The organism is Nonomuraea sp. NPDC049637, from assembly GCF_040675235.1.
Classification (GTDB): Bacteria; Actinomycetota; Actinomycetes; order Streptosporangiales; family Streptosporangiaceae; genus Nonomuraea.
In genome coordinates, this window is the sequence record NZ_JBFAOM010000068.1 from 1 (window position 1) to 26,544 (window position 26,544).

Annotated in this window: 20 protein-coding genes and 1 pseudogene; 11 read left to right on the forward strand and 10 right to left on the reverse strand. The window is 72.4% G+C overall.

The genetic code is table 11. From position 1 onward, the window contains the following. Positions 1 to 336 (reverse strand): DJ-1/PfpI family protein (locus AB0J71_RS46200; protein WP_364420565.1); only part of this gene is annotated, 336 nt, incomplete at its 3' end. A 13-nt stretch (positions 337 to 349) separates the two neighbouring features. Further along, a complete protein-coding gene (locus tag AB0J71_RS46205) occupies positions 350 to 934 on the reverse strand; it encodes an isochorismatase family protein (RefSeq protein WP_352326557.1) in 585 nt (194 codons plus the stop codon). 200 nt (positions 935 to 1,134) lie between these two features. Here AB0J71_RS46205 and AB0J71_RS46210 point away from each other — a divergent pair, with 200 nt between their 5' ends. Next, positions 1,135 to 1,692 (forward strand): hypothetical protein, encoded by a 558-nt coding sequence (locus AB0J71_RS46210; protein WP_352326558.1) that lies wholly within the window; start codon positions 1,135 to 1,137, stop codon positions 1,690 to 1,692. On the opposite strand, the gene AB0J71_RS46215 is transcribed toward AB0J71_RS46210, so the two are convergent. Further along, entirely contained in the window at positions 1,671 to 2,588 is a 918-nt protein-coding gene (locus AB0J71_RS46215) for an AraC family transcriptional regulator (protein WP_364420567.1), read from the reverse strand. The genes AB0J71_RS46210 and AB0J71_RS46215 overlap by 22 nt on opposite strands. Before the next feature lie 116 nt (positions 2,589 to 2,704). On the opposite strand from AB0J71_RS46215, the gene AB0J71_RS46220 reads away from it, so the two are divergent. The 6 genes from AB0J71_RS46220 to AB0J71_RS46245 all read left to right on the forward strand — a co-directional run bounded on the left by AB0J71_RS46220 (position 2,705) and on the right by AB0J71_RS46245 (position 9,881). Next, positions 2,705 to 3,259 carry an NAD(P)H-dependent oxidoreductase gene (locus AB0J71_RS46220; RefSeq protein ID WP_352326562.1) on the forward strand — a complete coding sequence of 185 codons (555 nt, stop codon included), beginning with the start codon at positions 2,705 to 2,707 and terminating at the stop codon, positions 3,257 to 3,259. 73 nt (positions 3,260 to 3,332) lie between these two features. Next, a complete protein-coding gene (locus AB0J71_RS46225) occupies positions 3,333 to 5,684 on the forward strand; it encodes an excinuclease ABC subunit UvrA (RefSeq protein WP_364420569.1) in 2,352 nt (783 codons plus the stop codon). Then, entirely contained in the window at positions 5,684 to 6,463 is a 780-nt protein-coding gene (locus AB0J71_RS46230) for an LLM class flavin-dependent oxidoreductase (protein ID WP_364420571.1), read from the forward strand. The genes AB0J71_RS46225 and AB0J71_RS46230 overlap by 1 nt, the downstream gene beginning before the upstream one ends. 97 nt (positions 6,464 to 6,560) lie before the next feature. After that, positions 6,561 to 8,333, forward strand: coding sequence for an IlvD/Edd family dehydratase (locus tag AB0J71_RS46235; RefSeq protein WP_364420573.1), 1,773 nt, complete (start codon positions 6,561 to 6,563; stop codon positions 8,331 to 8,333). Further along, entirely contained in the window at positions 8,320 to 9,324 is a 1,005-nt protein-coding gene (locus AB0J71_RS46240) for a C-terminal binding protein (RefSeq protein ID WP_364420575.1), read from the forward strand. The genes AB0J71_RS46235 and AB0J71_RS46240 overlap by 14 nt, the downstream gene beginning before the upstream one ends. A gap of 149 nt (positions 9,325 to 9,473) precedes the next feature. Beyond that, the gene (locus AB0J71_RS46245; protein ID WP_364420577.1) at positions 9,474 to 9,881 is read left to right on the forward strand and encodes a nuclear transport factor 2 family protein; all 408 of its coding nucleotides are present in this window, start codon (positions 9,474 to 9,476) and stop codon (positions 9,879 to 9,881) included. Between the two features lie 13 nt (positions 9,882 to 9,894). On the opposite strand, the gene AB0J71_RS46250 is transcribed toward AB0J71_RS46245, so the two are convergent. The 3 genes from AB0J71_RS46250 to AB0J71_RS46260 are packed head-to-tail and all read right to left on the reverse strand — an operon-like array spanning position 9,895 to position 12,398. Further along, positions 9,895 to 10,455, reverse strand: a complete 561-nt coding sequence (locus AB0J71_RS46250) for a GNAT family protein (RefSeq protein ID WP_352326913.1) — start codon at positions 10,453 to 10,455, stop codon at positions 9,895 to 9,897. Positions 10,456 to 10,476: 21 nt separating this feature from the next. Next, positions 10,477 to 11,184, reverse strand: coding sequence for a response regulator transcription factor (locus AB0J71_RS46255; protein WP_352326912.1), 708 nt, complete (start codon positions 11,182 to 11,184; stop codon positions 10,477 to 10,479). After that, a complete protein-coding gene (locus AB0J71_RS46260) occupies positions 11,169 to 12,398 on the reverse strand; it encodes a histidine kinase (RefSeq protein ID WP_364420580.1) in 1,230 nt (409 codons plus the stop codon). The genes AB0J71_RS46255 and AB0J71_RS46260 overlap by 16 nt, the downstream gene beginning before the upstream one ends. Before the next feature lie 524 nt (positions 12,399 to 12,922). Between AB0J71_RS46260 and AB0J71_RS46265 the strand changes: the two genes are divergently transcribed. The 3 genes from AB0J71_RS46265 (at position 12,923) to AB0J71_RS46275 (ending at position 20,437) form a co-directional block, all read left to right on the forward strand. Continuing rightward, positions 12,923 to 13,231, forward strand: a complete 309-nt coding sequence (locus tag AB0J71_RS46265; RefSeq protein ID WP_352326910.1) for a hypothetical protein — start codon at positions 12,923 to 12,925, stop codon at positions 13,229 to 13,231. 112 nt (positions 13,232 to 13,343) lie between these two features. Continuing rightward, positions 13,344 to 13,817 (forward strand): hypothetical protein, encoded by a 474-nt coding sequence (locus AB0J71_RS46270; RefSeq protein WP_364420582.1) that lies wholly within the window; start codon positions 13,344 to 13,346, stop codon positions 13,815 to 13,817. Next, positions 13,799 to 20,437, forward strand: coding sequence for a LamG-like jellyroll fold domain-containing protein (locus AB0J71_RS46275; protein ID WP_364420584.1), 6,639 nt, complete (start codon positions 13,799 to 13,801; stop codon positions 20,435 to 20,437). Before AB0J71_RS46270 ends, AB0J71_RS46275 begins: the two co-directional genes overlap by 19 nt. A gap of 50 nt (positions 20,438 to 20,487) precedes the next feature. Here the strand turns inward: AB0J71_RS46275 and AB0J71_RS46280 are convergent, their stop codons facing one another. Then, positions 20,488 to 21,159 (reverse strand): hypothetical protein, encoded by a 672-nt coding sequence (locus tag AB0J71_RS46280; protein WP_364420586.1) that lies wholly within the window; start codon positions 21,157 to 21,159, stop codon positions 20,488 to 20,490. A gap of 551 nt (positions 21,160 to 21,710) precedes the next feature. On the opposite strand from AB0J71_RS46280, the pseudogene AB0J71_RS46285 reads away from it, so the two are divergent. Continuing rightward, positions 21,711 to 22,676 (forward strand): annotated as a pseudogene (locus AB0J71_RS46285) (Tn3 family transposase). 168 nt (positions 22,677 to 22,844) lie between these two features. On the opposite strand, the gene AB0J71_RS46290 reads toward AB0J71_RS46285, so the two are convergent. The 3 genes from AB0J71_RS46290 to AB0J71_RS46300 form a co-directional block, all read right to left on the reverse strand. Then, positions 22,845 to 23,066 carry a hypothetical protein gene (locus AB0J71_RS46290; RefSeq protein ID WP_364420588.1) on the reverse strand — a complete coding sequence of 74 codons (222 nt, stop codon included), beginning with the start codon at positions 23,064 to 23,066 and terminating at the stop codon, positions 22,845 to 22,847. Between the two features lie 192 nt (positions 23,067 to 23,258). Continuing rightward, entirely contained in the window at positions 23,259 to 25,508 is a 2,250-nt protein-coding gene (locus AB0J71_RS46295; protein WP_364420590.1) for an alpha/beta fold hydrolase, read from the reverse strand. Further along, positions 25,505 to 26,479, reverse strand: a complete 975-nt coding sequence (locus AB0J71_RS46300; protein WP_364420592.1) for an ATP-binding cassette domain-containing protein — start codon at positions 26,477 to 26,479, stop codon at positions 25,505 to 25,507. Before AB0J71_RS46300 ends, AB0J71_RS46295 begins: the two co-directional genes overlap by 4 nt. Between the last annotated feature and the right edge of the window lie 65 nt (positions 26,480 to 26,544).

Consider the following 26,544-nt stretch of genomic DNA (forward strand, 5'->3'; position numbering starts at 1 on the left):
CCCGGCCCGGCCCAGCGCGTCGGCCCCCGCGCACACGCCGGCCACCGTGCCGCCCGACGCGTGGTGTTCGCGCAGCCGGCGCAACGTCTCGCCGCTCGCCGGCCGGGCCGGCCCCCGCCAGCCCGGCACGACGATCAGGTCGTCGGGCGTCAGGGACGGCCACGAGGTGCGGGCGTGCAGCGTCAGCCCCTGCACGCTGGCCACCTCGCGCTCCTCGGCGACGTAGTCGATGGTGTACGGCCGGCCGAGGTCGGCGGCGGTGGAGAAGACCTGGGCGGGCCCGGCCACGTCGAGCAGGTGCACCCGCGGGATGAGCAGGAAGACGACTCGGGACATGACCGGCGCCTCCTCAGTTCCCGGTGAGCTCGTCCACGGTCCTGATCGTGGCGAAACGACCCGACAGAGCGTATTCGGTACGGGCGAGGATGTCGTCCACGCCGAGCGTGCGCGGGTCCCGTACGAGCTCGTCGAAGGGGACGTCGTCGGGCGCGTCGCGGTGGGGGAGCGGCGTGGTGGCGGTGGCGTCGATGGCGAAGTCGACCTCGAAGCCCAGGTCGGAGGCGAGGCGCGCGGTGGTCTCGCAGCACTGCTCGGTCCGGATGCCGCAGACGGTCAGCCGCCTGACGCCGCGCCGGGTGAGGAACTGGTGGAGGTTGGTGGTGGTGAAGGCGTTGTGCGCCGATTTGGTGAGGACGGGCTCGTCCGGAAGGGGCTCAAGGCCGTCCATCAGCTGGACGAACCCGCGGGCCGGATCGAAGACCGTGCCCGAGCCGGGCCGCGAGCCGAGCACCCACACGACCGCGTCCCCGGCCTGCCTGGCGGCCGCGGCCAGGCGGTTGACCTGCGGGACGATGTCCGGCCTGGAGGTGTGCCGCCAGTCGGGAAGCTGCAGGAAGGAGTTCTGGACGTCGATGACGACGAGGGCGCTGATCACGCCACCCAGGCTGGCCGGACGAGGCGCCCCGGCGGAAGGCACGACCTGGTCAGCGTGTGGACCGATCCAGCCGGCGCCCCGCCGCCGGGCCGATATCCCCCCAGCGTGACACCGTAATCCGCGGGCCCTCGCAAGGGCCGGTGCCGCCTGCCACCATGGAGGCGCCAGCTGATCCGGACGATCTCTGGAGGGGGCGTGTCATGAAGTGGTGGGAGGGCGACGACGGACGCCACGAAGGCTGGGATGCCGCCGTCTTCCCCGACGGGCGGGTCTCCACCGGCCCGGCCGACGGCGGGGCGAGGGTGCACCCGATCGGCTCCGACGGCCGCATCGGCTTCGGCCGCGGCGACGTCGTGGACGGCCGCACCGCGATCGGCTGGCGCGGCCACTGCGCCTGCGGATGGCAGGGGCCGCTGTGGGAACGCGTGGCCCAGGTGCGCCACGACTTCGCGGCCCGGCGCATCTACGCGCTGAGCGAATGCCTGCTGTCCGGCGCCGCCCCCGACGACGTGGCCGTCGCGATCCGCGCGGAGTGGGAGACCCACCTCGACCCGCCGAGCCTGGTCGCCGTCCGGCAGGCCGCCGAGGCCGTGCGCCGGGCCCAGGGCCACCTGGACGCCGCCGTGCGCGCGGCCCGCAAGGACGGCCGCTCCTGGACCCGGATCGGGGAGTCGGCCGGCGTCCGCCGCCAGTACGCCCAGGAACGATGGGGCCCCGACCCGGCCGGCCCGTGGGATCAGGCCACCGACCGGCGGTAGCGGCCGGGGGCGACGCCGAACTCGCGCTTGAAGGCGTTGCCGAAGGCGAACTCCGACCCGTACCCCACCTGCTCGGCCACCCGCGCCACCGGCGCGTCGGACTCGCGCAGCAGGCGGGCCGCGCTCATCAGCCGCCACCACGTCAGGTACGCCAGCGGCGGCTGCCCCACCAGCCCGGTGAAGCGGCGGGCGAAGCCGGCCCGGGACATGCCCGCGTGCGCGCCGAGCGACTCGACGGTCCAGCGGCGGGCCGGGTCGCGGTGGATGGCGTCGAGCGCGCGGCCGACGACGGGGTCGGCCAGCGCGGCGGCCCAGCCGGAGACCGTGCAGGGCTCGTCCTGGGTCTCGAAGTAGGCGCGCAGGACGTACAGCTGCAACATGTCGAGCAGGGACGACACGACGGTGTCGGTGCCGGGCCGCGGGCCGTCGATCTCGGCGGCCAGCAGCTCGACGGCGGTCCGCAGCTCCGGACGGCTGCCGAGCGTCGCGGGCAGGTGGATCACGCCGGGCAGCGAGCCCAGGATCGGGTGGGTCCGGTCGAGTTCGAGCCGGTAGCCGCAGGACAGCACCACCGTCTCGGCCCCCGTGCCGCCGAAGCCGGCCGAGGCGAACAACTCCGAGTGCGGCTCGCAGTCGGACTCGACCAGGGGCCGGGCGGGATCGTCGGCCAGCCCGAAGTCGTCGCCGTGCGGCAGGAACACCACGTCGCCGACGCTGAGCGGGACGGGCTCGCCGTCGGGCGGGATCAGCCAGCACGACCCGCGCAGCACCACGTGGAAACCCGCCGACCCCGGCACCGAGCGGAACGCCACCCCCCACGGCGCCCGCCAGGAGATGCGGGAGGAGGTGGGGCGCCCGCACCGCATGAAGGCCATTACGTCGCTCAGCACGTCCATGAGGATTGAGTCTAAGGGCTGAGACGCTCACGTATAAATGGTGGACAGCAGCGCATTCAGTATCTCAGCCGTTCTTCCTACGGTTGGTTTCCGTAACCGAACTGAGGGAGAGGCACATGCTCAAGGTAGGGATCATCCTCGGCAGCACCCGCCCTGGCCGCAACGGCGAGGCGGTGGCCCACTGGGTGCGCGATCTGGCGGCCAAGCGGGGCGACGCCGAGTACCGGCTCATCGACCTGAAGGACTACGACCTGGGCAACCTGGACGAGCCCGAGCACCCCGCCATGGGCAACTACCAGCACGAGCACACCAGACGCTGGTCGGCCACGGTGTCGGAGCTGGACGCGTTCGTGATCGTGACCCCGGAGTACAACAACTCCTACCCGGGCGCGCTCAAGAACGCTCTCGACTTCCTGTACGCCGAGTGGACCAACAAGGCGGCCGGGTTCGTCGGCTACGGCGTGGACGGCGCGCCCCGGGCCATCGCGCACCTGCGGCACGTGCTGGGCCTGCTCAGCGTGGCCACCGTGTCCAACCAGGTCGGCCTGTCGATCGCCACCGACTTCGCCGACGGCTTCCGGCCCGCCGCCGCCCACGAGGACCGGCTGAACGCCGTCCTCGACCAGGTCCTCGCGTGGGGCTCGGCGCTGCGCCCGCTGCGGGCGGCCTGATCCCGCCCCGACAGCCGCACTCTGGCCGCACTGCGCCCGGCACTGTGGTCGCCCGGCGGTCGCGCGGCGGGCGATGGGTAGATTGCGCAGAGTGGAAGATGAGGTGGTCAGCGGCATCCGGGTGCGCGGCGCGCGGGTGCACAACCTGCGGGACGTCGACGTGGCGATCCCGCGCGACGCGCTGGTGGCGTTCACGGGGGTCTCCGGGTCGGGCAAGTCGTCGCTGGCGTTCGGCACGATCTTCGCCGAGTCGCAGCACCGGTACCTGGAGTCGGTGGCGCCCTACGCGCGTCGGCTGCTGCAGCAGCTGCCGATGCCCGACGTCGACGACATCACCGGCCTGCCGCCCGCGGTCGCGCTCGGCCAGCGGCGTGCCACGCCGTCCGCGCGGTCCACGGTCGGCACGCTGAGCCGGGTCTCCAACTCGCTGCGCATGCTGATGTCCCGCGCCGGCGTCTACCCGGCGGGCGCGCCGCGCCTGGACTCCGACGCGTTCTCGCCCAACACCGTCGCCGGGGCGTGCCCGCAGTGCCAGGGGCAGGGGGTGTTGCACGAGGTCACCGAGGAGTCGCTGGTGCCCGACCCGTCGCTGAGCATCGCGGAGGGCGCGATCGCGTCGTGGCCGGGCGCCTGGCAGGGCAAGAACCAGCGCGACATCCTGGCGACGCTCGGCTACGACATCCACGCGCCCTGGCGCAGCCTGCCGCGCGAGCAGCGGGAATGGATCCTGTTCACCGACGAGGAGCCGGTGGTCACCGTCCATCCCGTACGCGAGGCGGGCCGGATCCACCGCCCCTACCAGGGCAAGTACGCCAGCGCCCGGCGGCTGGTGCTCAAGGCGTACGCGTCCTCGGCCAGCGAGAAGAGCCGCCTGCGGGCCGAACGCTTCATGACCGCCCGCACCTGCCCGCTCTGCGGCGGCCGGCGGCTGCGTCCCGAGGCGCTGGCGGTCACGTACGCGGGCCGCACCGTCGTCGAGCTGGCCGCGATGCCGATGGGCGAACTGGCCGGCGTGCTCCGCCCGCACCGGGACGAACCAGGACCGGCGGGGGCGCTCACCCGCGACATCCTCGACCGCATCGAGGTGCTGGACGAGCTGGGGCTTGGCTACCTGAGCGTCGCCCGGCCCGCGCCGACCCTGTCCAGCGGCGAGCTGCAGCGCATCCGGCTGGCCACCCAGCTGCGCGCCGGGCTGTTCGGCGTCGTGTACGTGCTGGACGAGCCGTCGGCCGGCCTGCACCCCGCCGACTCCGCCGCGCTGTCGGACCTGCTGCGCCGCCTGCGCGACACCGGCAACACCGTCTGCCTGGTCGAGCACGACATGGACGTCGTGCGCCAGGCCGACTGGGTGGTGGACGTCGGCCCCGGCGCGGGCGGCGACGGCGGGCGCGTCCTGTACAGCGGGCCGGTCCCCGGGCTGCGCGAGGTCGCCGCGTCGGTGACCCGCCGCTACCTGTTCCACACCGTCGTGCCGGAACGCCCGGCGCACCGGCCGGCCGGCTGCCTGGAGCTGCGCGGGCTCACCCGCAACAACCTGCGGGGCGTGGACGTCGACGTGCCGCTGGGCGTGTTCACCGCCGTCACCGGCGTGTCAGGGGCGGGCAAGAGCAGCCTGCTGGCGGCCCTCGCCGAGGCCGCGGAAGGGGAGCGGCGGGTGGTCTGGGTGAACCAGCAGCCCATCGGCCGCACCCCGCGCTCCAACCTGGCCACCTACACCGGCCTGTTCGACACGGTGCGCAAGCTGTTCGCCGCCACCGACGGCGCGCGCTCCCACGGCTACGGCCCGGCCCGGTTCTCCTTCAACGTGCCCGGCGGACGCTGCGAGACCTGCCAGGGCGAGGGCTACGTCGCGGTCGAGCTGCTGTTCCTGCCCACGACGTACGCGCCCTGCCCCGACTGCGGCGGCGCCCGCTACAACCCCGGCACGCTGCGGGTGACCTACCGCGACCGCACGATCGCCCAGGTCCTGGAGATGACGGTCGACGAGGCCACCGGCTTCTTCGGCGACGTCCCCGCGGTACGCCGCCCGCTGGAGACGCTGCACGAGGTGGGGCTCGGCTACCTGCGGCTCGGGCAGCCCGCCACCGAGCTGTCGGGCGGCGAGGCCCAGCGCATCAAGCTCTCCGCCGAGCTGCAGGGCCGCCGCGCCGAGTCCACGCTCTACCTGCTCGACGAGCCGTCCACCGGCCTGCACCCGCACGACACCGACGTGCTCATGGACCGGCTGCACGACCTGGTCGGCGGCGGCGGCACGGTCGTGGTCGCCGAGCACGACATGCGGGTGGTGGCGACCGCCGGCCACGTCATCGACCTCGGGCCGGGAGGCGGCTCGGCCGGCGGCACGGTGGTGGCCGCGGGCACGCCGGCGCAGGTGGCCGCCAGCCCGCGCAGCCGTACCGCGCCGCACCTGAAGGGCCTGCTGTGATGCGCCGGGCGTTGTACCTGCCGCCGTTCGGTGAGCTGGCCGACCCGCGGGTGCTCGCCGACCTGGCCGCCCGCGCCGAGGACGCCGGGTTCGACGGCGTCTTCCTGTGGGACCACGTCGTGCGCCCGCTGAACGCGGAGCTGGCCGTCTGCGACGCCTGGATCGCCCTGGCCGCGATCGCCGCCGCCACCGAGCGCATCCGCATCGGCACCAGGGTCACGCCGCTGTCGCGGCGCAGGCCGTACGAGGTGGCCAGGCAGGCCGCCGCGCTCGACCACCTCAGCGGCGGGCGGATGGTGCTCGGCGTCGGGCTGGGCTCGGACAACGGCGGGGAGCTGAGCAGGCTCGGCGAGACCGGCGACCCGCGCGTCCGGGCGGAGATGCTCGACGAGGGCCTCGACGTCATCTGCCGGCTCTGGACCGGGCTGCCCGTCCGCCACCGGGGCCGCCACTACCGCGTCGACGACCTGGCGTTCCAGCCGCAGCCCGTGCAGCGGCCGCGGATCCCCGTCTGGGTGGCCGCCCAGTCGCTCCGGCGGGCGCCGCTCCGCCGCGCCGCCCTCTTCGACGGGCTCTGTCCCGAGACCACCCCGGCCGGGCTGCGGGACATGCTGGCCGTCGTCGCCGAGCACCGAGGCGGGCTGGAGGGCTTCGAGGTTGCGGTCGGCGTCCCGCCGGAGGTGCATCCCGGCCCGTACGAGGACGCCGGCGCGACGTGGTGCCTCATCGAGTTTCCCGAGGTCAGCAGCGTCGAGCAGGTGATGGCGGCGATGATCTGAGGCGTTTGGGCGATGACGGCAGCAGGGTAGGCCAGTCATCGCCGCCCGAGGTGCGCCACCACCCGGCCGGCGGCCCGCGCGAGTGAGGAGCGAGCTGATGCGTCCGACCGGCCATCCCGAGAGCGGCGGCCTGCGCAGCCAGGCCTGGTGGGACAACGCCGGCAATCCGGAGATGACCGCCCTCTACCTCGAACGTTTCCTCAACTTCGGGCTGACCCCGAAGGAGCTCCAGTCCGGCCGGCCGATCATCGGCATCGCCCAGACGGGCAGCGACCTCGTGCCCTGCAACCGCCACCACCTCGCCCTGGCCGACCGGGTCAGGGACGGCATCCGCGACGCCGGCGGCATCCCGCTGGAGTTCCCCGTCCATCCGCTGCAGGAGACCGGCAAGCGCCCGACCGCCGCCCTCGACCGCAACCTCGCCTACCTCGGGCTGGTCGAGGTGCTCTACGGATATCCGCTCGACGGGGTCGTCCTGACGACGGGCTGCGACAAGACCACGCCCGCGTGCCTGGCCGCGGCGGCGACCGTCAACATCCCGGCGATCGTCCTGTCCGGCGGGCCGATGCTCAACGGCTACCACCAGGGCAGGCGCATGGCCGCCTCGGGATCGGGGCTGGTGATCTGGCAGTCGAAGCGGCTGCTGGCCACCGGCGAGATCGACCACGACGAGTTCATGGCGCGCGTGGCCGCCTCCGCGCCCAGCATCGGCCACTGCAACACCATGGGCACCGCCCTGTCGATGAACAGCCTGGCCGAGGCGCTGGGCATGTCGCTGCCGTGCTGCGCGGCGATCCCCGCGCCCTACCGCCGCCGGGCCCAGATGGCCTACGACACGGGCCTGCGGGCGGTGCAGCTGGTGCGCGAGGACCTCACCCCGCGCAAGATCATGACCATGCGGGCCTTCGAGAACGCGATCGTCGTCGCCTCGGCCATCGCCGCCTCCACCAACGTGCCCATCCACGTCAACGCCATCGCCCGGCACGTCGGCGTGCCGCTGACGATCCACGACTGGCAGCGCGTCGGGGGCGACGTCCCGGTGCTGGCCGACGTCGCCCCCGCCGGCGAGTTCCTGGGCGAGGACTTCTACCGGGCGGGCGGCGTGCCAGCCGTCATGCGGTCGCTGCTGGCGGCCGGGCGGCTGCACGCCGACGCCATGACCGTCTCCGGCCGTACCGTGGGGGAGAACCTGGCCGACGCCCCGCCCGCCGACCCGGAGGTCATCCGTCCCTACGACGCCCCGCTGGCCGCGCGCGGCGGGCTGCTCGTCATGACGGGCAACCTGTTCGACTCGGCCGTCATGAAGACCTCCGTGCTCAGCGACGAGTTCCGCGCGGTCCGCGACTACCGGGCGATCGTCTTCGAGGGGCCCGAGGACTACCACGCCCGCATCCAGGATCCGGAGCTCGGCGTGGACGAGGGCTGCATCCTCGTCATCCGCTACACCGGGCCGATCGGCTACCCCGGGTCGGCCGAGGTGGTGAACATGGAGGTGCCGTCGGCGCTGCTGCGGCTGGGCGTCACCACGCTGCCCACGCTCGGCGACGGCCGCCAGAGCGGCACCTCCGACGCGCCGTCCATCCTCAACGCCAGCCCCGAGGCCGCCGCCGGGGGCAACCTGGCCATCCTGCGCACCGGCGACCTCGTCCGCGTCGACGTGGACAACGCGCGCGTCGACGTGCTGCTGACGGAGGAGGAGATCGCCGCGCGGTGGGCCCGCCACACGCCGCCGCCGCTGGAGAACCAGACGCCGTGGCAGGAGATCTACCGCGCCACGGTCGGGCAGCTCGACGGCGGGGGATGCCTGGAGCTGGCCCTGTCGTACCAGGACCTCGTACACACCAAGGGGATTCCCCGTGACTCGCACTGACGCCAGAGGCACCATCATGATCGCCGACTCCGACTTCGGCGACGTGGACATCGAACGCGCGATCGTCGAGGCCGCGGGGTTCGCCCTCCTCGCCGAGCAGTGCAAGAGCGAGGACGAGGTGATCGAGAAGGGCCGCGACGCCGACGGCGTGCTGACCCAGTACGCGCAGATCGGCTCCCGCGCCGTCGAGGCCCTCACCCGCTGCCGGGTGATCGCCCGCTACGGCACGGGCGTGGACATCGTCGACGTCGACGCCGCGACCAGGCGCGGCATCCAGGTCACCAACGCGCCGAACGAGTGGTGCGCCGAGGAGGTCGCCGACCACGCCGTCGCGCTCTGGCTGGCCGCCGCCCGCAAGATCTGCCAGTACGACCGCGCCACCCGGCGCGGCGTGTGGCAATGGCAGACCGGCGAGCCGATCCTGCGGCTGCGCGGGCGGGTGTTCGGGCTGCTGTCCTTCGGCGCCATCGCCCAGCTCATCGCCGCCCGCGCGCGGCCCTTCGGCGTCGAGGTCTGGGCGCACGACCCCTTCATGGACGACTCCCGGATCCTCGCGCACCACGTGCGGCCGGTGTCGTTCGACGAGCTCGTGGCGGGCGCCGACTACCTGGTGATCCAGGCCCCGCTCACCCCGGGGACGCACCACGCCTTCGACCGCGAGACGCTGCGCAGGATGAAGCCGGACGCGATCCTCGTCAACACCGCGCGCGGCCCGATCGTGCAGGACGAGGCGCTGTACCAGGCGCTCGCCCAGGGATGGATCGCCGGCGCGGCCCTGGACGACCTGGAGGAGGAGCCGGCCAAGCAGCGCGACTGGCGTCCGGACAACCCGCTGTTCACGCTGCCCGGCGTGATCGTCACCCCGCACGCCGCCTACTACTCCGAGCAGGCGATCGAGACGGTGCGGCGGTTCGCCGCCGAGGAGGCCGTCCGGGTCCTGACCGGGCAGGCGCCGCGCAGCCCCGTGAACGACGTGACCGTCCGGCGCTGACGGCGGCCGGGTGGTCCCGGCGCCGTAGCCGCGCGGCAGCGTACGACGGCGGGAGTAGCGCCGGCCGCCTCCGCCCGTAGGACGACGGCGGCGGGCGCGGGCGGCGAGGATCGGGACGGCAGCCACCCCCACACCCTCAAGGACGCCGAATGGGCATCACCTGCGAGCGCGACCTCGCCGACTTCCTGACCGCCTACACCCGGGACATGGCCGTCTCCTGCGAGGAGCCCGCCGCCATCATCGACCGCTACTTCGTGCCGGACTTCGAGTACTGCAACGACGGGCTCGTGATCGACCGGCAGCGCATGATCGACCACGCCCGTCCCGTCCGGCGGCAGGTCGACAAGGAGGCGATGGCCGCCGGCGACGGGTCCGGCGTCGAGATCCACGAGACGCTCGTCTCCGGCGACCGGATCGCCGCCCGGTGGACCCTGCGCACGAGGCTGCGCAAGGGCACGACCTTCGCGGCAGAAGTCTTCATGTTCGGCCGCCTGGCCCCGGACGGCCGCATCCACCGCATCGACCAGACCACCAGGCGACTGGACGAAGCCGGATAGCCGCGCCCGCGGTTCAGCCCGTCCGGCGGCCGGCCCGCCACTCCGGGGCGAGCACGGACCAGACCTCGACGTCGTGCCGGACGCCCCGGTGGGGGTAGCTCTCGCGCAGGACGCCGTCCTTGCTCATCCCGAGCCGCCGGGCCACCGCGATGCTGGCGGTGTTGCCCGCCGCGGCCTGCCACTCCACGCGGTGGATGCCGCGTTCCTCGACGGCCCAGTCGATGATCACCCGGATGGCCCTGGTCACCAGGCCCTTGCCCGCCGCCGACGGCTCCAGCCAGCAGCCCGCCTCGGCGGTGCCGAGCCGGACGTCCATCGTCCGGAACAGCACGCCGCCGACCAGCGTGCCGCCGGTCCAGATGCCGTAGATGCGCCCGGTGTCGGCCGCGGCCTTGTCCGCGTACCCCTGCAGCACCGACCTGGCGGACTCCAGGTCGGTGACGAGGTCGGGCAGGGCGATGAACCGGCCGATGAACTCGCGCCCGCGGTCCATGTGGCTCAGGAACTCCTCGGCCCGCCAGGGCTCCAGCGGACGCAGCTCCGCACCGTCGTCGCCCAGGGAGATCGCGAACATTGCTGCCTTTCCGTCCAGGCTTCACCCGTCTTGCGGGGGAATCCTCTCACGGGCGGCCGGGCCCGTTGATCGCGGCGGGCCGGGCACGGCCTGCAGGTAGGTCAGCACCGCCATGACGCGCCGGTTGTGGTCGTCGGAGGGAGGCAGGCCGAGCTTGGCGAAGATGTTGTTCGTGTGCTTGCCGACCGCCTTGTCGGTGACCTGGAAGTGGGCGGCGATGGCCAGGTTGGACAGGCCCTGGGCCATGAGCGTCAGCACCTCGCGCTCGCGCGGCGTCAGCGCGGCCAGCGGTTCGTCCCTGTCGCGGCGGGTCAGCAACTGGGAGACGACCTCCGGGTCCATCGCGGTGCCGCCGGCGGCCACCTGGCGCACCGCGTCGACGAACCGGTCCACGTCGCCCACCCGGTCCTTCAGCAGGTAGCCGACCCCGCCGGAGCGGTCGGACAGCAACTCCCTGGCGTACAGCTGCTCCACGTACTGCGACAGGATCAGCACCGGCAGCCCCGGCACCCGGGCGCGCGCCTCCAGCGCGGCGCGCAGGCCCTCGTCGGTGAAGCCGGGCGGCAGCCGCACGTCGATCACCGACACGTCGGGACGGTGCCGGACCAGCGCCGCCAGCAGCATGGGCCCGTTGTCCACCGCCTCCACGACGGTGCAGCCGTGCGCCGACAGCAGGCGGACCAGCCCGTCCCGCAGCAGCGCGAGATCTTCGGCTATGACAACGCGCACGGGACCTCCATGGTCAGTTCGGTCGGGCCGCCGGGACGGCTGCTGACGGTGAGCGAGCCGTCGAAGGCGGACAGCCGGTCCTCGATGCCGCGCACGCCGGTGCCCCGGTCGCGGCGGACCGGGCCCCGGCCGTCGTCGCCCACGGTCAGCCGGAGCACGCCGGCGGTGTGCCGCAGCCGCACCCAGGCGCGGGAGGCGCCGCTGTGCTTGGTCACGTTGGTCAGCGCCTCGGCCGCGGCGAAGTACACGGCGGACTCCACCGGCGGCTGCGGGCGGCCGGGCAGGTCGATGTCGATCTCCACCGGCATCGGGCACAGCAGCGCGGACGCCTCGATGGCCCCGGCCAGGCCGCGGTCGGTCAGCACGGGGGGATGGATGCCGCGCACCAGGTCGCGCAGGTCGCCCAGCGCCTGCCCGGCGATCTCCCGCGCCTCGTCGATCATCCGCAGGGTCTCGTCCGGGTCGCCGCAGCCGCGGGCCAGCCCCAGGTGCATGCGGATGGCGATCAGCTTGGCCTGCGCGCCGTCGTGCAGGTCGCGTTCGATGCGGCGCAGCTCGGCCGCGCGCGCGTCGACCAGCGCGGCCCTGGACGCGGTCAGCTCCCTGATGCGCGTGTCCGGCGTGGGCCGGGCGTCCAGCAGCCGCCGCGCCAGCCGCGCCTGGCCGGTGCGGAACAGCGGGACGGCCATGAGCACCACCACGGCGATGGCCACCGTGGACATGCTCAGGGCGAACGTGTTGAGCAGGCTCGTCTCCGCCGGCCGCAGCCGGAGGAAGACGTAGTCCAGGGCGGACAACATGGCCCACACCGCCAGCACGGGAGCAGGGCCGGTGACGCCGTGCACGGCCAGCCAGGCCAGCTCCCGCCACCTCCCCGGCCGACCGCCGCCGCTGTTCCCGTCGCCGTCGCTCTCCGGGATGCTGTTTCCGGTGCCTTTCCCGTCGCCGTCCAGGCCGAGCGTCCGGCCCGCCCAGCGGCGCTGGAACCCGGCCAGGCGGCGGGCGGCCGCGAGCAGCCGGCCGAGCGGCGCCCGCCCGAGCCCGGCCACCGGCACCAGGACGGCGCTCACCGGCACCAGGACGAGCAGCCCCAGCGCGGCCACGCCGGTGACGGCGTTCAGCGCCAGGCCGGTCACCGCCTTCAGCGCGTACGCCGCCAGGCCGGTCACCGCCCGCCACGCCGGCCCGCCGGGCGAGGGTCGTCTCCCCGTCACAGCTGCAGTCTGCCCGATCGGCGAGGAGAAGGCGGTGGGGCCGGCCCCACCCCCCGGGGTGGCGTTTTCCCACCCCGGCAGGTGGGCGCGCACCCATGGAGGCCGGGACCGCGGCTCGCCAGGCTCGATTCAGTCCGGCGAACGAGGGAGAGACATGATCGAAGTGAGGGCGCTGACCATGCGCTACAGCCGCATTCGGCAAGCGACCAAGGATCCGGGCGCGTTGGATTCTCCATGCTGCCAAGGTGCGGTGCGGGCCGACGATCATGCGCGAGGTAGTGCTGGGAATCACGCCTGCCGTGCGGGCCCCTGTCGCTGTCCCGACGAATCGGATCACGTCCCGCGTCCTGACGTCGTCCCCCGGTCTCAGGTGCCCGGTCGCCACGGTCATGAGCCCCACCATTCAGTCCCAAGCTGGATACGACACGCCTCCTTGATCCTTCCGAATCGCGGCTCCCGGCGCCGCTCCCGAGGCCGATCCGATCGGCGAGCAGTCGGCTCCCGGCGACGCCATGGGCCAAACCGTGGCGGTCATCGACGTCACCGGCGACGGCATGGGCGAGATGATCGCCGGCGTCCCGGGCAAGAACTCCGGGCATGGCATGCTCGCGGTGCTGCCAGGCACGGCCGGCGGCGTGCCGTCCACCGCTCAGGTCGCCCATGCCGTCGGCATCGGCGTCGGCGTCGTCGCAGAGCTCGGCGATGGCATCGGCGCGGTCGGGCGGTGGGGTGGAGGAGTTCGATCTCGCCGGGGCCGGGGCGGGTGCGTTCTTGAGGCCGTGGGAGTCGCGGTCGGGTATGCCCCTCGTTCGGTGGTGCCTGAGCAGGTGTGATGGGCGGCTGTGGGATGGCCGAATGTGGCCATCGTGATCGTCTTGACCTATCGCTTGGTCGGGCTCATCGTCGAGAGGGCTTCGACGGCGAAGCGGGCGGGGGAGGGGGGCGATGGGGGCCGGGGATGCACTGATCAACGTCCACGGGGACCTCGCGTACACGCATGTGACGCCGGCGATGGACGCGAGCCGGCGGATCGCCTACAGCGTCCTGGACGCGGCCAAGGGGGAGCCGGACGCGGCGTACACGGCCGACGGCCCCGCCGAGCCGACGTTCAAGCGGAAGGTCACCGGGGTCGGTCACGGGATCGCGGGCGCGGCCGCGATGCCGACGGTCAAACCTGGCGGCAGGATCGAGGCCGGCGCGCCCCCAGGGCCGTCGGAGAACCTGACCGGCGCCGTCACCTGCGCCGGAGCCCGCAGCGTCGACTGCAACGAGGCCGACCAGGTCGTCCACAGCGTGCCAGCGCCCGCCGCTCGAAAAGGCGATGCGCACCGAGAACACCGACAGCAACGACGAACCCATCCAGCGCCTGGATGCGGACTGATCGGCAAGGAGCTCACTTCGTGCACGACAAGAACCTGATCAAGGTCTACAAGGACCGCGAGTACACCTCCACGACAATGGTCCGGCACAACGGCACCGTGGTCGGCTTCGCCCTCGGCGCCGACCGCCGCGTCTACTACAGCGTGCTCAGCCTGGACCAGGCCGACCGGGCGCGCGGCGCACTCGACGCGGCCTACTGGAACGCCGACCCGGCCGTGCTGGTGTTCCCCACCGAGATCGTCGACGTGGGCCCCGAGACGCCCCAGGTGGCGGTCATGCCGGTCGTCAAGAAGCTGGGCTCGGCAGAGGTGCCGCCCTCGGAGAAGCTGCTGCCCGGCGAGGAGGACCCGTTCCTGTCCACGACCGCCCGGCTGACCTCCGAGTTCCCCATCCAGGTGGTTTCCGACGGCCGCTACCTGCTGGTGTTCCGCCAATCGGTGGCGGCGGGCGCGGCCGGCTCGGTCTATGAGACGACCACCGGGCGGCTGACCGGCGACGCCGCCGGAGGCAAGGCGGCCAAGGCCGACGCCGCGCTGCTGTGCGACCGCTTCGTCCTGGTGGGCGCCGAGCTCAAGCCGGTGGTGGACGTCCGCTACCAGCGCAGCCGCAGCCGGATCCTGCCCGCCTCCGGCGGTGACACGCTGGGCACCCGGGACATGGAGGGCCGGCTGTTCTACGAGCCGACCATGAAACTGTCGTTCGCCGGACGGCTCACCGGCGGCCTGTTCACCGCGCTGACGCTGCCCACGGCCGTCACCGGGCATACCCGCTGGCAGATCTTCACCGCCGACGCCTCCGGCACCGTGCACGGCCACAACCTGGAGCAGACCCCCGACGGGCTGTTCAACCCCGCCGGAACCCAACTGTGGACCAGCCCCGACCCCAAGTACGCCGCCTCGGTGCTGGAACGGTCCCCTGGGATCGACTCGCACACCCGCAAGCTGCTGGTTCCTGTCAAACCGCCGCAAGACCGGGCCGGAACAGCGTTGCGCTTCGACGGCACGGGCGCTCCGGTGATCGCGGGCGTGGACGTCACGGCCGCGCCGGCGGGGCCGTACACGCTGGAGGCCTGGATCAAGCCCGCCGCCGCCACCGGGACCGGGCTGATCATCGGACGCACCCAGCGCACCAGCATGGACAGCCCTGTGCACGTGAGCCTCCAGGCCGACGGCAAACTGCGGTTCGGCCACGGCACGCAGACCCTGACCTCGACGACGGTGGCGCCGATGGGGGTCTGGGCGCACGTGGCGGCCGTCTTCGACGGAGCGGCGCTGCGGCTGTATGTGAACGGCGCGGCGGCGGGCTCGCTCACCACGTCCGAGCAGGTCGATGTCAGCGCCCGGATCGTGGTCGGCGGGCGCGGCCCTGGTCAGACCTCCGCCGACGTGTTCACCGGCCAGATCGACGAGGTGCGGGTCTGGACGATCGCGCGCGCCGACTTCGCCACCCGGGGCCAGCGCCTGTCGGGCGGCGAGACCGGCCTGTACGCCTACTTCCCCCTCGACGAGGGCGCCGGCGTGGAGGTCCGTGACCGGAGCGCCAACAAGTTCTCCGGCCGCTTCGACCCCGGCCCCGTGTGGACCGACTCCGATGCCCCCGTCTACGACGGCCCCGGCATCACCCGCCAGTCGTTCACCGTCACCGGCCGAAAGGCTGTCGCGGGCCTGACCGCGACGCTGTACTACCAGCAGCAGTCCTCGGTGACGGGCTACGGCCAGGCGCCGGTGCCCGAACGCAGGCAGGCGCGCGTGATGCTGGCCTTCGCCACCTCCGGGCCGCCGCCCAAGGGCGAACCGGCCGATCGCTCCTACGTCGCCACCCTGGACTTCGTCGTCTCCAAGGACGGCCGGCTGGCCAGGCTGCCCGGCGTCGTCGACCTGGCCTGGATCGGCACACCCGACCCGACCAAGGACACCGAGCGACTCCGTCAGGCGGAGGAGGCGGTGACCGTCGCGCGCGGCAAGCTCTATACCGACCAGCAGCTCACCGACTGGATGCCGAGCAGCGTGGCCCGGCTGAAGCAGCTTGAGGAGGAGTTGACCAGGGGCGGCATCTTCAGCCTGTACACCCTCAACAGGACCATCGTCGGACCGGCCAGGAACGCGGAGCGGCAGCGGGAGGCCGAGATCATGGCCGAGGCGGTGCCGCTGGCGCAGAGGTACCTGCAGCAGTTGGAGGCCTCCCAGCGGCTCGGCGCCGACAAGGCGGCCCTGGACGCCGCGCTCAACACCCTGGCCACGCTGACCGGCGCGCAGGCGGGCGCGGCCGAGGCGGTGCTGCCGATGCCCACGCTGCACACCGACCGTGCCGGGCTCACCACACTCGGCGCGCTGCTGTCCTTCGCCTGGACGGGCAACGCCCCCGCGCTGCTGGACAGCTCGACCGGCGAGGTGGCGCTGTACTTCCGCGGCGGCGCCGGCCAGTATTTCGCCACCTACTACGCCGCCACGATCGCCCCTGCCGTCAAGCAGTTCACCGTCGCCGACGGCACGTTGCGGCTGTCGGCCCGCGACATGGCCCTGCGCTCGGCCGACTTCGCGGTCAAGGTGACCGCCACCGGGGCGGGCCTGTGCACGGTCGAGGTCAGCCGCGGCACGACCAAGGAGACGTTCCCCTCGGTGCCCGACCGGGCCGACCAGCTGGCCTCGGTGCTGAACGGCACCGCCAAGGGAGCCGAGCTGGGCACGGTGCTGTCGCTCCAGGACAAGGTGGTGACGCTGATAGAGCCGCTGGCGACCGCGCTGACCGCCGGCTCGGCTGTGACGGTCGGCGCCGACAGCCGGACGGCCGAGGCGACCCCGGCCGGCTCGGCGCAGATCACGCTGACCAGCGGCGGCCTGACCGCCGGCACGGGCGCCAAGGTGCGCACCCCCGCCTACGACTACACCAAGGCCACCTGCAGCGCCCCCGGCGTGTCGGTGGCCTCGGGTTCGCTGATCGTCAGCGCGCACGCCCAGAGCGCCACCGGGCCGGTCCCCGCCGGGACCGCCGCCGACGTCAGCCAGCCGCTCGGCCCGCGCTGGCACGGCGACTCCCCCGGCCGGGCGTTCTCCTTCGACCGCGACGCCAAGAACCGTCTGCACCTGGCGGACACCGCCAACATCGCGGCCCTGGCCGCCTCCGGCGACCTGACGATGGAGGCGTGGATCAGGCCGACCGTGGTCAACAACGGCGCCCTGATCCTGGCCACCGACACCGGCCCCACCCGGTACGCGCTGAGCCTGACGCAGCTCTTGAAGAGCGACGGCTCCTTCGCCTACCAGATCGACGCGACCGTCAACGAGCAGAGCGTGCGCACCGTCGACCTGTTCCCGCCGGGGGACTGGGCCCACCTGGCCGTCGCGTTCACCCAGGACTGGGCGATGCGGATGGACGGCGTCGGCTACCTGGACGCCGGCGGCCCCGGCGGCCTGGACATCGTGGAGAACCTGACCATCGAGGCGTTCGTCCAGATCGAGTCCAGCGGCCGGCACGGGCTCGTCGGCAAGGGCGTGCTCGGCGACGGCGGTCAGACGGCCGTGCCCTACTGCCTGTACGTCGACAACGACAACCGCCTTGTCTTCGCCTTCGAGGCCGGATCCGGTACGGCCGCCCCCGTCGTGCACAAATCCACCATGGCCCTCACAACTGGCAGATTCCACAGGGTGGCCGTCGTGCGCAGGAACCCGACCGGCATCGAGACGGGCGTGGAGATCCGCTTCTACGTCGATGGCGCCGACGCCGGGACGCACCGCTACAAGGGCGCCAAGCCCGTGGGCAACGACGCGCCCGCCGAGCTGGGCCGCATGGTCGAGGGCAAGACCGTGTCCGGCCTGAAGGGCATCCTGTCGGAGGTGAGGATCTGGAACGTGGCCAGGGACGCCGACCAGATCGGCGTGTCCATCAGTCCCAAAGCGCAGGGGCTGGTCGCCTGGTGGAGGTTCCCGGAGTCCAAGGGCTCCACCACTCAGGACATGTGCGGCTCCTATCCCGCCACGCTGCGCGCCGTGACCCGGGTGCGCACCCCCGACCCGGCGGGCAACAGGTTCACCCTGTACCGCAACGGCAGCCCCGTGGCGACGGAGCCGGCGACGCAGGCGGCCGTTGCCCGGTCCGCCGCGCCACGCTCGGTGGTGGGCGAGGGGTTCACCGGCGACCTGGACGAGATCCGGGTCTGGCGGACCGCCCGTACGCAGGAGCAGATCCTGGACAACATGTTCGGCCGCGTCAAGGGAGACCGGCAGCACCTGCTCGCCTACTACCCGTTCGAGGCCGACGACACGGTGGCCGGGGCGCTGGTCAAGGACGCAGGGCTGAGCGGCCAGCACCTGACTCAGTCGGCGCCCGGTCCGAAGATCGTACTGTCCACGGCGCCGATCTCCACCGACGCCGCCCGGATCCGCTCGGCGCTGACCGGCATCAAGACCTCCTTCCACGGCACGATCGCGACCACCCCGGCCGCCACCGAGTACGGCGACGTGCAGCGGCTCCCGGACGACTCGATCATCGGGGTGCTCAAGCGGGCCTACGGCTACCTCCAGGACGACAAGTCGTGGGCGCTGAGCACCGGTTTCAAGGTCGGCGAACTGGCCACCACCTGGGTCGGCCAGGTGCAGTTCGACCCCCAGCTCATCGGCTATATCGAGGGCGCGCCGCCGATCCCGTCGGAGAACATGATCGACGAGAAGAAGGACTACGCGGGCACCTCGTCGGTCGCCTTCGTGCAGGCCGACAACGTCGTCAACACCTTGTCCTCCCAGCGGGACGTCAGCGTCGACAGCGCGATGAAGATCGCCTTCGACCAGGCGTTCGGCGACGAGGTCTGGGCCGTCCTCGCGCCGCTGGGCGCCGGCACCGCCAAGCCGATGAGCGCGGTCAAGCAGGAGTGGGGCTTCTACCTGTCCCTCGACTTCTCCAACAGCTGGAGCGACACCACGGAGGTGTCCCAGGGCGCCAACACCACCCGCACCAGCAAGGTCACCCTCGCCGGCGGCTGGGAGGACGCCGACGGCACCAAGCACGTCAACCCCACCGTCGGACGCCGCTGGGTGCCCGCCAACACCGGCTTCGCCGTCGTGCAGTCCGAGACCGCCGACATGTACGCATTGCGCTTGACGCACACCGGCGCCGTCGTCGCCTACCGGATGCTGCCCAGCCCCGACATCCCCCGCGACTGGAACCTGATCCCGTTCCCGATCAACCCCCGCTACACCAAACAGGGCACCCTGGACGGGATCGTCGGTTTCCACGAGTACGGCCAGGTCCCCGGCCTGCGTCCGTTCCCCGACCCGCACTTCCCCAACGCCGCCGACGGGGTGAGCGGCGAGTACAGCTACTACCGACCCGCCGAGGCCTACCGGATCAAGAAGCGCATCCAGCGCGAGCAGCAGCAGTTGCAGGGGTTCTACGACTCGGTGTCCATCCAGACCCACACCTGGGACCCCACCCACGGCCAGGCGGCCAAGGTGCTGAACGGGATGACGGGCGGCACCGGCGCCACCACCGAGGCCGGTTCCGGCGGCGACCCCGAGGCCAAACGCGCGGCCACCAGATCAGCCTCGCGCCGCAACATCGTCAACACCTACGTGTGGACCGCCGCAGGCGGCTTCTTCGCCGAGACGACGGCCACGACCGACCAGGTCACCGAGACCACCTCGGGGGCGTTCTCCTTCAAGTCCACCTTCGGCGGCAACTACGCCATCAGCTTCGACGTCATGGACTTCGGCCACAAGTTCGGCCTGGAGGCGTCCATGAGCGCCGGGTACAGCGTCACCCGCAAGAAGTCCAAACAGGCCACCCGCACGTTCAGCCTCGATGTGAGCTGCGGGCCCGGCGCCGAGCTGCAGAAGTTCGTCGGCGACAAGCCGCAGTTCGACGCGGCGGGCAAGCCGATCCTGGTGCCCGGCCGGGTCGACGCCTACCGGTTCATGACGCTCTACCTGGACACCACCACCGACAACTTCGAGGACTTCTACGGCAAGGTGATCGACCCCGAGTGGCTGGACCGGGGCACCGACCCGAACGCGCTGGCGCTCAAGCGGGCCCAGCAGGCCGAGACCAAGCCGCCGTGCTGGCGGATCATGCACCGGGTCACGTTCGTCAGCCGGGTGCTGGACACCGGTGTGAGCACACCGTCACTGGCCCAGGAGATGGGGTCGCTCGGCATCGCCAGCGACTACGCGCTCATCACCAAGCTCCAGCCGCACCTGACCGGCGCGACGAAGGACTTCGCCGCACTCAACAAGGCGGCCAGGGCTGCGCTGGTGGGCAACTTCGCCCGGCTGGCCCCGTACGCCGACACGATCGTGGGCCGCCTGGCGGCCTACTACAACCTGCAACCGGACGACGCCCCGCTCACCGCCGCGCCGCCCGCCGCGGCGGCGGCCCCCGACGGCAAGGTCACCCTGGGCGCGACGTCGGTCCCCAAGGGCACGAGCCTGACCTTCACCTACTCCACGCTGCCCGCCACGGTCAGCGACAAGAACTGGATCGGCCTCTACCCGGCCACCAAGGCCCCCAAGGACGGCGAGTCCATCGACTGGCGCTACACCCCCGGCGCGACCGGCACGCTCGTGATGCCGACCGACAGACTCCCCGGCCCGGGCGCGTACGCGGCGTACTACCTCCACAACGACGGCTACACGGTTCTGGCGGGCCCCATCCGCTTCACCGTGACCTGACGTACCAGGCGACGCCGGCCGGCCCCGGCCGGCGTCGCCGACGACAGCGTTCACCCGCGTCCTTGGGAGGCGTCCGCGGTCCGCCCGGGCCGGCCCTCCCACTGCGCGAACACACCTTGCTGCCGATCAGCCTCACCGCGCGTCACGGCCGCAGGTGGGCTGGAAGGGGTAGCCCGGGAAGTGGGCGGCCCAGTCCTCCGGCATGAGGTCGAAGCGCTGGTAGGGGAGGTGATCGCCGGCGACGTAGAGGACGTCGCCGTCCAGGCTGATGGCCAACACGAGATCGCCGGCAGTGAGAACGGGTGCCCCATGGGTTGCCGTGTTTCGGTGTCCCACAGCAGAATCGCGCCGTTGGCCATCCCGACGGCGAGCACGCGCGCATCCGGGGAGAAGGTCAGGGCGGTGACGTTCGCGGCCGAGGTGGTGGACGTGAGGGTGCCGAGGTGGCGTCGTACGTTGCCGTCCCAGAGGGCGGTCTGCCCGCTCCCCGTGCCGACGGCGAGGTAGCGCCGTCGGCGCTGAAGGCCAGCGCCCGGACGCGCCGATCCTGCCCGCGCGGCGGGTCGGCCCTGCCGCGGTGAGATCGGCGACGTGCCCCTGCGAGCTGACCAGTAGCCGCTCGGTGGGGTCGACGGCGAGGCGGCCGCTGATGAAGGGCACGGTCGCGGAGATGCCGCCTTTGATCGGATCCCAGACGATGGTCTTGCTGAGGTGGGAGGCATCGTTGCCGAGGATGGGATTTCCGCCGATCAGGATGCTGTCGCCGGCGAATGCGAGGCTCTTTCCGTCTTGGAGGGGCGGGGAGGTGGCACTGAGGCGTCGGCCGTCGAGATCCCCAAGCCATGCCCTGAACGGCGGTGTCTGCAAGATGTCGCTGTAGGCCAGGACCCGGCCGTCGCGCCGGAAGGCGGCGACCACCAGGCATCCCGCCGGCACTTCTGAGGCGGTTACCGGACAGTGCAGTGGTGGCGGGCCCGCTGCTGCCGTCGCGTAGCTCTACGCGGTCACCGTACGTGATGGCAAGCCGGTGGCCGTCCGAACCGAACGTCGCCATGGTGGCGCGGTCGTCTCCCCGGCCGCCGTCGGAGAGGGCAGTGAGCCGAAGCGTGCGGACCGTGGTCATCCCCGAAGAACTCGAGCCCGTGAGTGCCCCCGCCAGGTAGCGGACGTGGCAGGCGGCCGGGTCGATCTTGATGTCGAAGGCGAGCTCGCCGCCGAGCGGGCGCCGGAACAGTGGATCCACCATCTGGTTCAGACTCCAGACCAGGAGCTCATGCCTGCCGCCCGTGGCCAGGAAGGAGCCGTCCTGGCTGAAGCCGACCTCGTACACTCCCGGAGCGGCGAGAGCGGGGGCCTCCTTGCCGTCGGGCAGGTGCCACTGCCGGACCTGGCCGGGGCCGGAGGACTCTCTTCGTGCCTGCCCCTCCGGGAGGAGATCGCCGGCACCTTCGTGATCTCCCTCCTCGCGCTCAACCCTCCAGATGTCAGTGTCGATCTCGTGGTGCGGCATCCGAACGCGACAACGGATACGCACGGTGCCACGTTGATCAACTTTGCCCTGTTCGACCTGGTCGGCAAGGCGCTGACGCCGCGCCTGCGGGACCTGACCCGGGTCACCCTCGTGCGCGATGAGACCCCGACCGAGATCGCCAAGCGCTACCCGCACGCCGGGCCGCTGCTGGGCGCGCGCTGGAACGAGGACTTGGTGGCCGCCTGCTGGCCGGATCTGCTGCGGATGGCCGGGGCGTTGAAGTACGGGCAGGCCACCGCCTCGCTGATCGTAGGCAAGTGGTCGGCGGCCTCCCGGCAGAACACCCTGGCTGCCGCGCTGAAGGAGTGGGGCATGCTCAGAAGGACTGTCCACCTGGCCGAATAGCTGTCGGATCCGGCCTTCAGGGGGAAGATCTCGCGGCAGCCGAACAAGGGGGAGAGCCTGCACGCGCTGCGCCGCGACCTGCATCACGCCCAGCAGGGCACGATCACCCGCCCGCATCTGGAGCAGCAGGCCGAACAGGCGTGGTGCCTGACCGTGCTGACCAACTCGGTGGTCGCACATCTCGCCCGGCCACAGCGACAACATCAACTTCCTCGGCGTCATCAACGTCGACGTAGAGGCGGAGCCGGCCAAGCTCGACACCAGCGGATGGCGGCCACTGCGGCCCGCGCAACTGCGCCAGCTGGGACCGACTCCCTGAGCAGCCATCGCTTCGTGCCGTTGAAGGAGGCACGGGCAGGGTGAGATGGCCCCGCGACCGACGACGGGCCATCGTGCTGCCGGCGGGGCGAGCCGGAGTATGCCGTAGACGTCCGTCATGGGGGCCCGGCCGTGAATGTCACGGTGCGCCTGCGTCTGGCGGCACCCAGGAGACGAGCGCGGGGGTTCGATCGATGCCTTCCGCGTGGCGTGTCAGGCGTGCAGGAGATTGATGGCGCGCTCGTCGAGCTGCTGGGCGCAGCGCAGGCCGCGGGCGCGAAGCGGGACAGGTCGCGCCGCATGGGTGATGGTCCTGCGGGTGCGGGCGGAGGCGACGCCGTCCATGTGGTCCATCGCCCGGCCCCATGGGGCGCAGGCTTGTTCGATGCTGCCCTGGGCGAGGAGGAGTTCGGCCTCGGCGGCCAGATCCAGCATGACCGCAATTGGATACCTCGCCGAGTTGGAGGCGCTGGCCGGAGGCGAGTGTCCGGCCCCGGCCCGCACCGCCTGTACGTGGACGAGATCTCCTTCTCCTGCGCGCGCTGCGGCGGCGGCCCCGTGAGGATGCCCGGCGTGACCGGCGCCTGGTACGACACCCACCCGGAGCCGATCGAGGTGGCCTGCGGCTCACGTGGCCGGCTGTACTCCCTGCGGGCCGCATACGGTGCCCGCCGCAGGTAGGCGCAGGCTGATCAGATAGCGGTTGACGTGGGCGATGATGCAGGATTTGCCGGCGTTGTAGAGGCCGTGACCGTGGTCCTGGTACTCGACCGTCCCCGATCCGGGCACCCGCCGTACGAGGTCCGCGGTGGCCTCGAAGTCCGTCCAGGAGCCGACGCCCAGGTAAGGCGGCAGGCCTGTGGAAGGCAGCGGCGCGGGTGGGTTGGTCGCGGGGGCCGGCCAGCCGACGCAGGCGAGCGGGTGCCACAGCTCGGTTCCGGCCAGGTTCGGCAGCAGGCGCTCGCCCTCGCGGCGCGAGGCCCGGTACTCCGCGTAGTCGCGGAAACCTAGGCCGTCGAGGCATTGGGTCATGTTCATCCCGGTGAACGAGGGGACCTTCGGGCTCTTCGTGCTCTGCCGGACGTAGTCGGCGAAGCCCGAGGCGTCCCCGCCGGCGGCCCGCTTGATCGCCTCGGCGAGCTCTGTCCACCGGGGGTAGCCGGGCGCGGGGCCTGGGGAGACGATGCTGGGAGCGGCCGCCTCCTTGAGGTCGAAGCCGCTGTAGGCGGCCTGCGGCGGCTCGCCCTCGACGGGCACCGGGACGCGGTCGGCCCGCGCCACCAGCGACCGCCAGACCTCGCCGACGTCCTGGCCGTGCAGCGCGCAGGCAGTGCTCGCCGTGCACCAGGCGGCGAAACGGGCGAACGACTCCTCGTGTGGAAGCCTGGTCTGCGCCCGGGACATATACGGATTGGCCGTGCCGTCGAACACCATCGCGCGCACCCGGCCGGGGAACAGCCGGGAGTAGGCGATCGCGGGGATACCGCCGTAGGAGTTGGCGATGAAGCTCAACTGGTCCTCGCCGAGGGCGGCGCGGACGGCCTCCATGTCGCGTGCCACGGAGGCCGAGTCCATGTGGTCAAAGAAGTCGGGGTCGGCGGCACGGCAGCGCTCGGCCGCCGCCCGGTTGCGCCTGCCCAGCTCCGCGTACTCCGCGCGGGTGTCGGGCCAGGTGATCCAGGGGCCGGAGACGAGGCAGTCGTAGGGCAGCACGCCCTTGTCGATGGTGTTGCGAGGCTCGACGCTGACCACGTCGAACCGGTCGCGCAGCTCGGCGAAGCTGCCCGCGTTCTCGCTCAGCTCCGCCACACCCGAGGCCCCCGGTCCGCCGGGGATCGCGAACACGGCACCGATCCGCCGCTGGGCGCCGGTGGCGGGCAGCAGGCCGACGGTCAGCTCGATCCGCCGTCCTGACGGCTTCGCCCAGTCCAGCGGGACGGTGACGGATGCGCAACGCAGCTCTTCGGCCAGCCGCTTGTCGGCGCAGTCCGCCCAGGCCGGTGTCGACGGGCCCGCGCCCGTGTCCGGCAGGCCTGTCACAGCCGGGAGCAGGACGACCGTGGCCACGCCGATCGCCGCCACCCTGATCCGGCGCCCGGCGGGCGCCATCACGGTGGCGCCCGCCGTCAACGCGACGGCCACGTACCCGACGAGTAGCCCCGCCGCCACGGCGGCGGGCAGGATCCCGCCGCCGGTCCCCGCGATCTGGAACGGCAGGTTTTCGATCATGAACGAACCCGCCTGCGCGCGCAGCGGCATGGGCAGCGTCCTGGCCACCACCGGCAGCACCACGATGATCACGGCCAGGGCGACCAGCGCGCCGGGCGTGGAGCGGACGACGGCACCGACGCCGAGCCCGATCAGCGCGACCGCGGCCATCGACAGCCCGGCGACGATCACCGAGGCGAGCACCCCCGGCTCAGACAGCGGCGTGCCCAGCGTCACCCCGACACGCAGGATCTGCCCGGCCCGATCGCCGAGCACCGCCATGGAGGCCGCGTGCATGGCGAACGCCAGCACCTGGCCCGCCACCAGCGCCACCGCCGCCAGGGCCGGAATCTTGGCCAGCAGCAGTACCTGCCGGCGCGGCACGGCCACCAGGCTCGCCTGGATCGTCCCGGTGCTGTGCTCCGAGGTGATTGTCAGGGCACCCAGGACGGCGAGGACGAAGTAGGCGAGGGCGATCCCGTTGCCGATGCCGTCCCCGTTGGTGGGGAAGGCCAGTCGCTGGTCCAGGGGCTGGCGGTCGAAGCCGCGGCCGATCATGAAAGCTATCGCGGCGCAGGCTCCGATGGCCGACGCCGAGCAGGCCAGCAGGTAGAGGTTCGAACGCAGAGAGCGGAACTTCAGCCACTCGGAGGCGATCACGTCGATCATCGCGCGGCCCGCCGTACTGGGGCGCGCCCCGAGCCCTCGCCGGTGACGGTCGTGTAGTCGGTCCTGTCCTCGCTCACCGTCGTGTACTCCGTGCTGTCGCCGGTGAGCCGTATGAACGCCTCCTCCAGGGACGCGCCGCGCGGCGACAGCTCCACCAGCGCGATCCCCGCCGCCAGCGCCAGCTCACCGATCCGGGCCGCGCCCAGGCCGCGCACGGACAGGGCGCCGTCGTCCTCGGTGGTCACCGTCGCCCCCTGCGTGCGCATCACGGCGGTGAGCCGTTCAGGACGGGACGTGCGCACCAGCACGTCCCCCTGGAAGTGCCCCGCCAGGTCGTCCATGGTGGTGTCGGCGATCAGCCGGCCCCGCCCGATGACGACGACGTGGTCCGCCGTCACTGCCAGCTCGTTCATCAGATGGCTGGACAGCAGCACCGTGCGGCCTTCGCCGGCGAGCGAGCGCAGCAATCCTCGGAGCCAGCGGATGCCCTCCGGGTCCAGGCCGTTCAGCGGCTCGTCCAGCACCAGCACCGCCGGATCGCCGAGCAGCGCCGCCGCAATGCCCAGCCGCTGCCTCATCCCCAGGGAGAACCCCTTGATCCGCCGGTCCGCGACGCCGGTCAGGCCGACCTGTTCCAGGACCGCGGCCACCCGGGCCATGCCGATGCCGTTGCTGCGGGCCAGGCAGCGCAGGTGGTCGCGGGCGGTCCGACCGCCGTGCACCGCCCCGGCATCGAGCAGCGCCCCCATGGTGCGCAACGGACTGCGCAACGACACATACGAACGCCCGTCCACCAGCGTCTCGCCTGCGGCGGGAACCTCCAGCCCGAGCACCGCCCGCATGGTCGTGGACTTCCCCGCGCCGTTCGGCCCCAGGAATCCGGTCACCAGGCCCGGTCTCACGGTGAAACTCAGATCGTCCACGGCGACCGCGCGGCCGTACCGCATGGTCAGGCCTCTCACTTCGATCAAAACGCCCCCTCGTCGATGGCCTCGGGACCGCCCGGTTCGGCGGCGTGGCCAGCCTGATGGCCGAG